We start from the raw sequence: 11,444 nt of genomic DNA, 5'->3' as shown, positions 1-11,444 counted from the left end.
CAATTTTTCAACCCGATAAACGGGGAATCATTTCCATTGAAAGGATTAACTTTCTGTGCCGCGGTCATTGTTCCACTGGTGGCTTTCTAACTTAAGCAACGTAAACCCTACCTTCTTTTACGTCCTTGCGATCCTTAAATCGCGCCAGTGTGAATAAGTATTATCAAAAACATTACTGTAGAATGCCAGATTATCAAAATTTTTCAGTTACCTCGCTGTTAACTGATTAAGTATCTCATAAGCTATGGCTAATGTCAATTAAATCGATTATTTGTGTTTTTCTTATTTGAAATGAGTCTATTAGGGTATAATTATAGAAATTAACTTGAAACTAATGACTTGCGGAAGAAGGAGATTCAAATGGAAAGAAAATATTCAGATGACAGTTTAACGCTACATACAGATTTATACCAAATCAATATGTCCGAAGCTTATTGGGCAGATGGCATGCATGAACGGAAAGCGGTATTTGAATTGTTTTTCCGGAAGCTGCCTTTTGGCAATGGCTACGCTATCTTTGCTGGGTTAGAGCGTATTCTTGATTATTTGAAAGAATTCCGTTTTACAGACAGCGACCTTGCCTATTTGAAAGAAGAGGTTGGCTATGGAGACGATTTCTTGGCTTATTTGAAGACAGTCCGGTTTACAGGAGACATCTATTCCGTAGTAGAAGGGGAATTGGTCTTCCAAAACGAACCGCTTCTTCGCATCGAAGCACCTTTAGTTGAAGCTCAACTGATTGAAACGGCTCTACTGAATATCGTCAATTACCAAACTTTGATTGCGACAAAAGCAAGCCGCATTAAACAAATCGTCAAAGACGAACGGGTCATGGAGTTTGGAACGAGACGTGCACAGGAAATGGATGCGGCTGTATGGGGGACGCGCGCTGCCTATATCGGCGGCCTTGAAGCCACGAGCAATGTCCGTGCAGGGAAAATGTTTGGCATTCCTGTAGCCGGTACACATGCGCACTCTCTTGTTCAAGCTTATAAAGATGAATACGAAGCCTTCCACTCTTACGCGAAACGGCATAAAGACTGTGTTTTCCTAGTCGACACATACGATACATTGAAATCGGGCCTTCCGACAGCTATCCGCGTAGCAAAAGAATTGGGCGATAAGATTAATTTCCAAGGAATCCGCCTAGATAGTGGAGATATTGCTTTCTTGTCGAAAGAAGCCCGGAAGATGCTGGATGAAGCAGGTTTCACGGATGCCCAAATTGTCGTTTCTAATGACCTTGATGAATACACGATCCTTAACTTAAAAGCGCAAGGTGCGCGGGTAGACGCATGGGGAATCGGGACTAAGCTGATCACGGCATACGACCAGCCGGCTCTTGGAGCTGTCTACAAATTGGTGGCGATTGAAAACGACCATGGCGAGATGGAAGACACCATTAAAATTTCCGGGAACGCTGAAAAAGTGACAACTCCAGGCCTAAAAAACGTTTATCGCATTATTGATAGGGAAAATGGTAAATCAGAAGGGGATTACATCACGATGCAGGATGAAAATCCGGCTGCTGAAGATCATTTGAAGATGTTCCATCCTGTCCATACGTATGTATCCAAATTTGTCAGCAATTTTGATGCCATCAATATCCATCAACAAGTCATCAAAAACGGAGAACTTATTTACAAAAATCCTTCATTAGAAGAGATTCAGGCATATGCAAACCGCAACATGGATTTGTTGTGGGATGAATATAAGCGTTCGTTGAATCCGGAAGAATATCCGGTCGATCTCAGCCAGAAGTGTTGGGACAATAAAATACGCAATATCCAAGAAGTAAAAGATTCTATCCAACAAATGACCAGCAAATAAGGGGGATATCAAATGTCGACATTACAGCAAACGATAATTGAAGAACTTAAAGTTCAACCAAGTATTGATCCGAAAGAGGAAATTAGCCGGACCATTGCTTTTCTGAAAGAATATTTGGTGAAGCATCCATTTTTGAAAGGATATGTTCTCGGTATTTCTGGAGGCCAAGACTCGACGTTAGCCGGCAAACTGGCCCAAATGGCTGTAGATGAATTGAACGCTGAAAGCGGAGAAGAAAAATATGGTTTTTATGCGGTCCGTCTTCCGTACGGCGAACAATTTGATGAACACGATGCAAAAGATGCGATCGACTTCATCAACCCGACAAAAGTATTCACAGTGAATATCAAAGCGGCAGTAGATGCCAGCAGAAAAGCGTTGGAGGATGCGGGCATCATACTCACGGATTTTGCTAAAGGCAATGAAAAAGCCCGCGAGCGCATGAAAGTACAATTTTCTGTGGCAGCTATGCAAAATGCAGTTGTTCTCGGAACCGATCATGCAGCTGAAGCGATAACTGGGTTCTATACGAAATTCGGGGACGGGGCAGCGGACCTGACGCCATTATTCCGTTTGAATAAGCGCCAAGGCCGTGCGTTATTAAAAGAGCTGGATGCTCCTGAACATTTGTACACGAAAATTCCAACTGCCGATTTGGAAGAAGATAAACCGGCTATACCGGATGAAGTGGCTCTCGGCCTAACTTATGAGATGATTGACGATTATTTGGAAGGCAAAAAAATTCCGGAAGATGCGCGTGAAAAACTGGAAGGCTACTATCTACGCACGCAACATAAGCGCCATTTGCCGATTACAGTATTCGATGATTTCTGGAAATAAACCAATATGGACAGAGCCCGTTAAAAGGCTCTGTTTTTATTTGCGGAAAAAGACCTGTATAAGAGGAAGCAGAGTTGAGAAATTCCTATAAATTCGTTATGCTTATGATAAGTTTTAGATAATTTTAAATTTTATTTATTATACATTGGGGGCAATGAGCATGGATGCTAAGGATCGATTAAATGCAGTGATTGATAATATAGAAAAAGTAATAATCGGTAAACGGAATATTGCCGAACTCAGCATCGTTGCTATGCTTTCACACGGACATGTGCTGTTAGAAGACGTTCCAGGAGTCGGAAAAACCATGTTGGTAAGAGCGCTTGCTAAATCAGTCGGCGCCGATTTTAAACGAATTCAATTTACACCGGATCTTCTGCCGTCAGACGTAATCGGTGTTTCCATCTATAATCCAAAAGATATGGAGTTCCATTTCCGGCCAGGGCCGATTATGGGCAATATTGTTTTAGCGGATGAAATTAACCGAACTTCCCCGAAGACACAATCCTCTTTGCTAGAAGCGATGGAAGAAGCTTCTGTCACAATTGATGGTGTTACGATGACGATTCCCAAACCCTTTTTTGTTATGGCAACTCAAAACCCGATTGAATACGAAGGAACCTATCCGTTGCCGGAAGCCCAGCTTGACCGCTTTTTGCTGAAAGTGAAAATGGGTTATCCAAGTTCGAAAGAAGAAGTGGAAGTGTTGAGCCGCTCGCAATTATCGGTGCCGATAGACGAACTTGAAGCCGTCATTTCATTGGAAGAATTATTGCATCTTCAAGAAGAAGCGAAAAAAATTAAAGTGGAAGATTCGATTAAAAGTTACATCGTGGATCTTTCGCGCCAAACCCGCACTGATCCTTATGTCTATTTAGGGGTAAGCCCCCGAGGTTCAATTGCGTTGATGAAAGCTTCCCAGGCTTACGCCATGCTGAAGGGGAGAAATTACGTGACTCCAGACGATGTGCAATATTTAGCGAAATCTGTTTTTGGCCATCGCATCATGCTCCGCTCAGAAGCGCGCTATGACGGCATTACTGCGGAAGAAATTACCGACCGTATATTAGCAAAAACAAGAGTGCCTGTGCAAAGGCTTGTTGGCCAATGAAGCACTTGCCTGGCTTTGTGAATTTATGGGGAAGACTGCTTTTCGTTATTCTGATCCTGATTTTCACTTTTTCGTTTGCGATGTTCCAAGGAGGGTTTGTCAGCTGGTTTATTTTTTATATGACATTGCCATTCTTATTGTATTCTTTATTGATGAGCTTTTATCCAATCCAGGATATCCAGCTTTCGAGAGAAATCCATACGGCTCAAATCAGGAAAGGCGGAAACTTTTCAGCGACGATCCATGTCCAAAGAAAATTCCGTTTTCCTTTGCTCTATATGGTCATGTCTGAAAAGACCGATTCACCTTTGTTGAAAAACCGGGCAGACGGGAGCTATCAGAAAATGCTCGTGCCTGGTTTCAGGAAATCGTATTCATGGTCATATGAAATTCCAAACATGCCGCGTGGTGAACACGTATTAGAAGGCATTCAAGTCGAGATTGCCGACTTTTTTGGCTGGGTCAGGAAAACCCGGCTTTTGCCGTTGCAGCAGAAAGTACTTGTTTATCCAAATACAGTGGAACTCGCTTACCGGCCCATGGAGGCTAAATACGACCACGGAAGCATGGCAGCTCCTTTTACGCTAGTGAAAGATACGACGATGGCGACCGGGATCAGAGATTATCATCCAGGCGACCGGGTTTCCTGGATTCATTGGAAATCTTTTGCCCGTACGCAGACGATGCGGACGAAAGAGTTTGAAGACCGCCAGTCGCAGGATCTGTTCTTGATGGATGACCGTGCGCCTTCAGATAAATTTGAAATCCAAGTAGAACTTATAGCTTCTATCATCAAATCAATTATTGGAGCCAATTCAAGTTTGGCTTACCTATCTATAGGAGACACGAAAAATTATTTCCCGGTTATTCAAACCGAAGAGCAGCTGCAGCGGGTGATGTATCATTTGGCAAAAGTTCAGCCGGATCTTGAAATCCCAGTCGAGCAAGCGGTGAACCGGGAACTGCAGGAAATCCATGCATCCAGTTTGCTATACGTAACAAGCCAGTTAACGATGGAAATGGTAAAAACAATTCAGCGCAATGTCAAACAACTGAATACTTGCATGTTTTTGGTGGTGGCTGTAAAAGGCGAGAAGTTCACATCAGAAGATGAAATGACTTATCAATATGCGAGATCAAAAGGATTTCTCGTCAAACGGCTAAGTCCGGAAAACTTTACTTCCGTATTTACAGGAGGGAGCGAAAAATGAGCGCCATTCGTAAAAACACTTGGTTTATGGCTTGTTTATATGTGCTAGTCTTCTTTCTGCTTGCAGAATGGCTGACTCCAGTGATGACATTGACATCGACGGGACATAAAACGCTGTTTCTGATTTTTATAGTTTTAGGCCTGCTAATGGCATTGTTCAAAGTGCCGTGGATAATTTCTGGACCCGTTAAATTGCTTTATATTCTTTGGTTTATTGTCCATGTCTATACAGATTCGTTCTTCTTTTCGAAAGATGCGATGGCTTTTGTATGGACGGACTTGCAAGTGAATATCGAAGCCTTATTTTCACAGAACTGGGCCCAGACTACAGATATTTTTAGAACCGTCCTGTTTTTTGCGTTGCTGTGGATGGCTGTCTATTTGATTCATTATTGGGTCAGCTTCCGTCTAAGCATTTTCCTGTTTTATTTTTTGACGGTTCTATTCATCGCAGTTTTGGATACGTTCAGCCCTTATACAGGGAACACGGCCATTATCCGTATCATGGTGATCGGCTTGCTTCTTGCTGGCTTGCTGCATTTAGCAAGATGGACCGAACGCCATCATATTGAGTTGAGCGGAGATAAGATTGCCGCTTCTGTCATTCCGCTATTTTTAGCGATTGCCGGAACGACAGCTGTCGCATTGTATTTGCCGAAATCCGGTCCGGTTTGGCCGGATCCTGTTCCGTATATCACGTCATTTTCAAACCAAGCCGGCAGTGGAACAGGCGGCAATTCAGTTGGCAGGATCGGCTATGGAGTAGACGATTCCCAGTTAGGTGGATCATTCATCGGCGACAGCTCACCTGTATTTACGGCGGAAGTGGATGACGGCCAATATTGGAAAGTCGAATCCAAAGACATCTATACGTCGAAAGGGTGGGAATTGACCGAAAATGTTGGAGATGTCGCGGTATATGAAAATGGGGAATTCATTAAAACGGATTTTATCCCAGGAGAAGCGGAAGAAGAGGATACGGCTTTAATATCGATGGATCAAGACTTCCCTTTCGTCTTATATCCATATGGAACTGAATCGATTTTAATGGACGCTGCACCAAATTATCAATACGATGCAGCAGATCAGCGGATCGAAACATTCCAGCAAGGCAATGTCTTTGAACCTCAAGTTTATGAAATCAGCTATAGCGAGCCCACCTTCAGTTTAACGGCGCTCCGGGCGACGGCACCAGAAAAACTGGCGGAATTGCCAGCTGCATTTGATCGCTTTTTACAGTTGCCGGATCAATTGCCTCAGCGAGTCCGGGATTTGGCTCTTGAAATCACTTCAACTTCAACGACTGTTTATGACAAAACAAGAGCGGTTGAGCGGTATTTTTCCAATGGCAGCTTTGAATACAGCCAACAGGATATACCGGTTCCAGAAGATGGCCAAGATTATGTAGACCAATTCCTATTTGAAACACAGAGGGGTTATTGCGATAACTTTTCAACTTCCATGGTAGTGCTTTTACGCTCTCTTGATATTCCTGCAAGATGGGTGAAAGGATTTAATGAAGGAGAATTGCTGGAAACGGAAGGAACGCGAGACGTCTATCAAATCACTAATAATAATGCCCATTCCTGGGTGGAAGCTTATATGCCGGGAGTGGGCTGGATGCTCTTTGAACCAACTATTGGATTTACAGGTTCTTCTGAAGTTGAATTTGATGTAGAAGTGGATGCTTCGGATCCAGTTGAACGCGAACAACCTGAACGCCCAAATCCGATTGAAGAAGAGGAAGACAGCGCTGCAGCAATAGGAGAAGAAGACAATGGTCCAGGCTTTTGGGATCGCGCTTCCGATCTTTGGGATGAAAATAAATCGAAAATTTTATGGGCTCTTGGCGGACTTCTAGTTTTAGCGGGTATCCTTTATAAGATTCGCCAAAAATGGCTCCCGAAAGTGTTAATCCCTTATTACCGCAACCGCGGCGAAAACGCATCAACGTTTGAAAAAGCATATTTGCGTTTATTGAAACAATTGGAATTATATGGAATTAAGAGAAAGGAAGGCCAGACCTTAAAATCCTATGCTTCCTATATTGATTCATTTTTCGGTACCAGCGACATGACGCGTTTAACGTGTGCCTATGAGCAGGCCGTTTACGGTGGAAATCCAGAATCCGTTGACTGGAGCGAGCTACAAGAAAGTTGGGAAAATTTAATCAATCGCACAAGCGGTTGATTTTGAGGGCGCTAGCTTGTACAATTGAGAAAATTATAATTTACAAGTGCCCTCATATATGTCCGGTGATATGGATCGGATGTCTCTACCAAGTCTCCGGAAATGACTTGACTATGAAGGTGGATGACGCATGCTTTCAGACATGTGCATTCGCCTTTTTGATGTAGAGCAAAAGAACGCGAGGAGTCCATTTTCGCGTTCTTTTGTCATTTTGAGGCCTGAAAAGAATAGAAGAGGTGAAGAGTGTGCCAGCAAGTCCGATGTTAAAAGAGCAAAAGAAAATAGTGGTTTTGGATTTTGGAAGCCAGTACAATCAATTGATTACGCGGCGTATTCGTGAAATTGGCGTATACAGCGAGTTGCACCCGCATACAATTACAGCTGAAGAAATCAAAGAAATGAATGCTACAGGCATCATTTTCTCAGGTGGACCGAATTCCGTTTATGATAAGAACGCTTTTTCAATTGATGAAGCGATTTTTGAAATGGGTCTTCCGATTTTAGGGATTTGCTATGGTATGCAGTTAATGGCATTGAAATTGAACGGAAAAGTCGAAAAAGCTCAAAACCGTGAATATGGCAAAGCCGAACTTAAATTGATCAAGGAAAGCAAAGTCTTCGAAGGTTTGCCAGAAGAGCAAATTGTATGGATGAGCCATGGCGACTTGGTAACTGCTGCGCCTCCAGGGTTTGAAGTTACCGGTACTAGCGCAAGTTGTCCAATCGCTTCAATGGCAGACGAATCACGTAAATTCTACGGCGTACAATTCCACCCGGAAGTTCGCCACTCTGTCTATGGCAATGAATTACTGCGCCAATTCGTCTTCGGTGTTTGCGGGATGGCAGCTGACTGGTCGATGGAAAACTACATCGAATTGGAGATCGAAAAAATCCGTGAAGAAGTAGGGGACAAAAAGGTTCTTTGTGCACTAAGCGGCGGTGTCGATTCATCGGTAGTAGCAGTTCTGATCCATAAAGCGATTGGCGATCAGTTGACGTGTATGTTTGTTGACCATGGTTTGTTGCGTAAAGGAGAAGCAGAAAGCGTCATGAAAACTTTTGCTGACGGCTTTAATATGAACGTCATCAAAATCGATGCGCGCGACCGTTTCATGAAAAAACTCGAAGGCGTTACAGATCCAGAGAAGAAACGCAAAATCATCGGCAATGAATTCATCTATGTATTCGATGACGAAGCTTCAAAACTTGAAGGCATGGATTTCTTAGCTCAAGGCACTCTTTATACTGATATCATCGAAAGCGGCACAACAACTGCCCAGACGATCAAATCCCACCATAACGTGGGCGGGCTTCCAGAAGATATGCAGTTTAAACTGATCGAACCATTAAACACGCTGTTCAAAGACGAGGTCCGTGTTCTAGGGACGGAACTTGGCATGCCTGACGAAATCGTATGGCGCCAGCCTTTCCCGGGTCCAGGTCTTGGAATTCGGATCATGGGAGCAGTCACTGAAGAAAAGCTGGAAATCGTCCGTGAATCTGATTGGATTCTACGCGATGAAATCAGTAAAGCCGGCCTTGACCGCGACGTTTGGCAATACTTTACGGTGCTTCCAGATATCCGCAGCGTAGGCGTTATGGGAGATGCCCGTACGTATGATTACGCGATCGGTATTCGTGCAGTGACATCGATTGACGGCATGACTTCAGACTGGGCGCGCATCCCTTGGGATGTACTTGAGAAAATCAGTGTCCGTCTAGTTAACGAAGTTTCGCATATTAACCGTGTGCTCTATGATATTACCTCTAAGCCACCAGCAACTATTGAGTGGGAATAAAAACAAAAACCGGAGTGCCAGTAGGCATTCCGATTTTTTACGAACTATACTTATCTATTCTTATTAAATGTTCGTGTTTGGTATTGTTTTGGACGTTCAATCATGATATATTACAAAAGTAATTAAATAACGTTGTCGTATAATGTCGGGGATATGGCCCGAAAGTTTCTACCGAGTTACCGTAAATGACTCGACTACGATTTTGTCCTTTAACTGATAAGGGACCTTTTTAAGGAAGTTTTACGCTTAAAAAGATAAATCGAACACATACGGCAAGTTGCTGTATGTGTTTTTTTGCATTATCGCGGCGACAAGCGGAGGAAAAATGATGAAGAGTTATTTTCAATTTAATGAACTGGGGACAAATTACCGCAAAGAAATAATTGGCGGATTGACTACTTTCTTGGCAATGGCTTATATTTTGGTGGTCAACCCATTAACGCTCACATTAAGTTCAGTACCTGATCTTCCAGAAGAAATGTATATGGATTATGGGTCTGTATTTATGGCGACCGCTCTGGCTGCAGCAGTTGGTTGCTTTATGATGGGAATTCTAGCCCGTTATCCGATCGCTTTAGCACCGGGCATGGGTTTAAATGCATTTTTTGCTTATACAGTTATTCTGACTTATGGAATTCCATGGCAAACAGCTTTAACCGGTGTTTTATTTTCTGGACTCATCTTTATTGTTCTATCCCTTTCCGGTTTGCGTGAAATGATTATCAATGCAATACCTGCTGAATTGAAATATGCAGTGGGCGCAGGAATCGGGCTTTACATTACATTCATCGGATTTCAAAATGCCGGAATTATTGTCGGCAATCCGGATACTTTGGTCGGATTAGGCGATTTAACACAGCCTTCAACTTTGTTGGCGATCTTCGGTCTAGTAATCACAGTCATCTTCATGGTACGCGGCATTAACGGCGGAATATTTTTCGGAATGTTAATTGCAGCTGTAATCGGGATGATTTTCAGCATCGTGGAATTGCCAAGTGCGATTGTTGGAGAAATTCCAAGCATGGCACCGACGTTTGGCGTGGCATTAGAACCGATTTTCAATGATCCAGGTTCATTGATGACAGTTCAATTCCTTGTAATTGTTCTTACTTTCTTGTTTGTCGACTTTTTCGATACAGCCGGAACACTAGTGGCAGTTGCCAACCAAGCGGGATTAATGAAAGATAATAAGTTGCCTCGTGCAGGTAAAGCTTTAATGGCAGATGCGGTAGCTACAGTAAGCGGCGCTATTTTCGGAACTTCTACGACAACTTCATACATCGAGTCGACTTCTGGTGTTGCTGCAGGCGGCCGGTCAGGATTTTCTGCTGTAGTGACAGGGGTATTGTTTTTAATTTCGATTTTATTCTATCCGCTCTTAGAAGTTATTACGAGTGCTGTAACGGCTCCAGCTTTAATTATCGTAGGGGTTTTAATGGTTTCAGCTTTAGGTAAAATCGATTGGACAAGATTTGAAATTGCGGTGCCAGCATTTTTGACGATGATTTCTATGCCTCTTGGGTATAGCATCGCTACAGGAATTGCCATCGGATTTATCTTCTATCCGATCACAATGATTTTTGCAGGGAAAGCTAAACAGATCCATCCGATTATGTATGGGCTATTCATTATCTTTATTCTTTATTTTATTTTCTTAGCTTAAACTAGACCCGCCGAATTCAATCGGCGGGTTTTTATTATTATAGAAGGAAGTTGTTCGAGAGAAGTAGAAAAGCAGAATTAGTTATTACTATAGAAGAGATTCATTTCAATAGGAACCGGGTCAACTACAATTGAAAGTCTCTTTGCACAGAAGATTTATAAGATGAAGGCAGGGATGGGAGTGAAGTTACATAAAGAGAATAAAGCGCAGGAAGATAAGCATAAGGATACGTTAAAAGATTCTATGTAAAGGGGAATATCCCATTCATTTTTGTAACAGTTTTGTAATTTTTATTTATAGAATTTTCTGTTATAATAAGAAATGTAAATGGTTTATTATTTTTTTGCCTATCATTTAAAGTTTGTTGACAAAAACAAATAGGCTTGGTATATTAATAAGCGTCCTCAAAACAACTTGATTGAAACGGAATTATAAATTTTATAAAACTGTTGACATCGAAATTGAATTGAGTTATACTAATAAAGTTGCTGAGAAAAAGCAGTGACAACATGAACCTTGAAAACTGAACAGCAAAACGTCAACGAATACTCGATACGAGCGTTTATCGCGAGTACGAGAATTTGCGAAGGCTGCGCAAGCAGTCGAGCAAAAGATTACTGATCAGGCTTTTGCCAGATCAAAGCGAATCGCACGTCTTTTCGGAGACGGCGATGCGCCAGCATTGAGCAATCAATACTACTCTATAATGGAGAGTTTGATCCTGGCTCAGGACGAACGCTGGCGGCGTGCCTAATACATGCAAGTCGAGCGGAACACTTGGAGCTTGCTCCAAGCGTTTAG

Annotated in this window: 7 protein-coding genes, 1 rRNA gene and 2 riboswitches; all 8 genes read left to right on the top strand. The window is 42.6% G+C overall.

The features are described 5' to 3' along the window. Nucleotides 1–360 precede the first annotated feature (360 nt). Nucleotides 361–1,830 carry a nicotinate phosphoribosyltransferase gene (locus NFU07_RS14285; RefSeq protein ID WP_251479214.1) on the top strand — a complete coding sequence of 490 codons (1,470 nt, stop codon included), beginning with the start codon at nucleotides 361–363 and terminating at the stop codon, nucleotides 1,828–1,830. Nucleotides 1,831–1,842: 12 nt separating this feature from the next. Continuing rightward, entirely contained in the window at nucleotides 1,843–2,670 is an 828-nt protein-coding gene (nadE, locus tag NFU07_RS14280; RefSeq protein WP_251479212.1) for an ammonia-dependent NAD(+) synthetase, read from the top strand. A gap of 160 nt (nucleotides 2,671–2,830) precedes the next feature. After that, on the top strand, nucleotides 2,831–3,781 hold the full coding sequence (locus NFU07_RS14275) for an AAA family ATPase (RefSeq protein ID WP_251479210.1): 951 nt from the start codon (nucleotides 2,831–2,833) through the stop codon (nucleotides 3,779–3,781). Then, nucleotides 3,778–4,992 carry a DUF58 domain-containing protein gene (locus tag NFU07_RS14270; RefSeq protein WP_251479208.1) on the top strand — a complete coding sequence of 405 codons (1,215 nt, stop codon included), beginning with the start codon at nucleotides 3,778–3,780 and terminating at the stop codon, nucleotides 4,990–4,992. The genes NFU07_RS14275 and NFU07_RS14270 overlap by 4 nt, the downstream gene beginning before the upstream one ends. Further along, complete coding sequence (locus NFU07_RS14265; RefSeq protein WP_251479206.1) at nucleotides 4,989–7,181, top strand: DUF4129 domain-containing transglutaminase family protein; 2,193 nt, start codon at nucleotides 4,989–4,991, stop codon at nucleotides 7,179–7,181. Before NFU07_RS14270 ends, NFU07_RS14265 begins: the two co-directional genes overlap by 4 nt. Nucleotides 7,182–7,213: 32 nt before the next feature. Continuing rightward, nucleotides 7,214–7,315: riboswitch (purine riboswitch) on the top strand. Between the two features lie 126 nt (nucleotides 7,316–7,441). Next, entirely contained in the window at nucleotides 7,442–8,980 is a 1,539-nt protein-coding gene (guaA, locus tag NFU07_RS14260; RefSeq protein WP_251479576.1) for a glutamine-hydrolyzing GMP synthase, read from the top strand. A 115-nt stretch (nucleotides 8,981–9,095) separates the two neighbouring features. Beyond that, a riboswitch (purine riboswitch) is annotated at nucleotides 9,096–9,197 on the top strand. A 111-nt stretch (nucleotides 9,198–9,308) separates the two neighbouring features. Next, nucleotides 9,309–10,643 (top strand): NCS2 family permease, encoded by a 1,335-nt coding sequence (locus NFU07_RS14255; RefSeq protein WP_251479204.1) that lies wholly within the window; start codon nucleotides 9,309–9,311, stop codon nucleotides 10,641–10,643. Nucleotides 10,644–11,346: 703 nt separating this feature from the next. Continuing rightward, nucleotides 11,347–11,444 (top strand): 16S ribosomal RNA (locus NFU07_RS14250); the annotation flags it as partial.

The organism is Planococcus sp. NCCP-2050 (genome assembly GCF_023708025.1).
GTDB lineage: Bacteria > Bacillota > Bacilli > Bacillales_A > Planococcaceae > Planococcus.
Note: the sequence above shows the minus strand (reverse complement) of the source record. Positions and strands in the feature narration are given on the sequence as shown.

What these genes read in the sequence shown, in the direction of transcription:
- NFU07_RS14285 (WP_251479214.1), top strand. Translation starts at nt 361, where the DNA reads ATGGAAAGAAAATATTCAGATGACAGTTTAACGCTACATACAGATTTA.
- nadE (WP_251479212.1), top strand. Translation starts at nt 1,843, where the DNA reads ATGTCGACATTACAGCAAACGATAATTGAAGAACTTAAAGTTCAACCA.
- NFU07_RS14270 (WP_251479208.1), top strand. Translation starts at nt 3,778, where the DNA reads ATGAAGCACTTGCCTGGCTTTGTGAATTTATGGGGAAGACTGCTTTTC.
- NFU07_RS14255 (WP_251479204.1), top strand. Translation starts at nt 9,309, where the DNA reads ATGAAGAGTTATTTTCAATTTAATGAACTGGGGACAAATTACCGCAAA.
- guaA (WP_251479576.1), top strand. Translation starts at nt 7,442, where the DNA reads ATGTTAAAAGAGCAAAAGAAAATAGTGGTTTTGGATTTTGGAAGCCAG.
- NFU07_RS14265 (WP_251479206.1), top strand. Translation starts at nt 4,989, where the DNA reads ATGAGCGCCATTCGTAAAAACACTTGGTTTATGGCTTGTTTATATGTG.
- NFU07_RS14275 (WP_251479210.1), top strand. Translation starts at nt 2,831, where the DNA reads ATGGATGCTAAGGATCGATTAAATGCAGTGATTGATAATATAGAAAAA.